This is a genomic window from Neisseria sp. P0008.S010 (genome assembly GCF_051962715.1).
Lineage (GTDB): Bacteria > Pseudomonadota > Gammaproteobacteria > Burkholderiales > Neisseriaceae > Neisseria > Neisseria elongata.
Map to the genome: position 1 here is coordinate 1 of NZ_JBQCVA010000425.1, position 238 is coordinate 238.

Annotated in this window: 1 protein-coding gene; it reads left to right on the forward strand. The window is 63.9% G+C overall.

Annotated elements, in window-relative coordinates:
- On the forward strand, positions 1-238 hold a 238-nt coding region (locus tag ACTHSL_RS14190; RefSeq protein ID WP_440381757.1), incomplete at both ends, for a putative PEP-binding protein.

The window sequence follows — 238 nt, forward strand, 5'->3', positions numbered from 1 at the left end:
CTCCGCCGCCCTGACCGGCTCCAGCCTGCTCAAACCGGTAGACTTCGTCTCTATCGGTACCAACGCCCTGATCCAATACCCCTTGTCGGTAGACAGGGGCGACGACGCGGTCAGCTACCTCGACCAGCCTGCCCACCCCGCCGTCCTGCGCCGTCTGGCACACATCATCCGCACCGCCAACCGCATGAACAAAACCGTTTCCCTCTCCGGCGAAATGGCGGGCGACACAACCTTCACC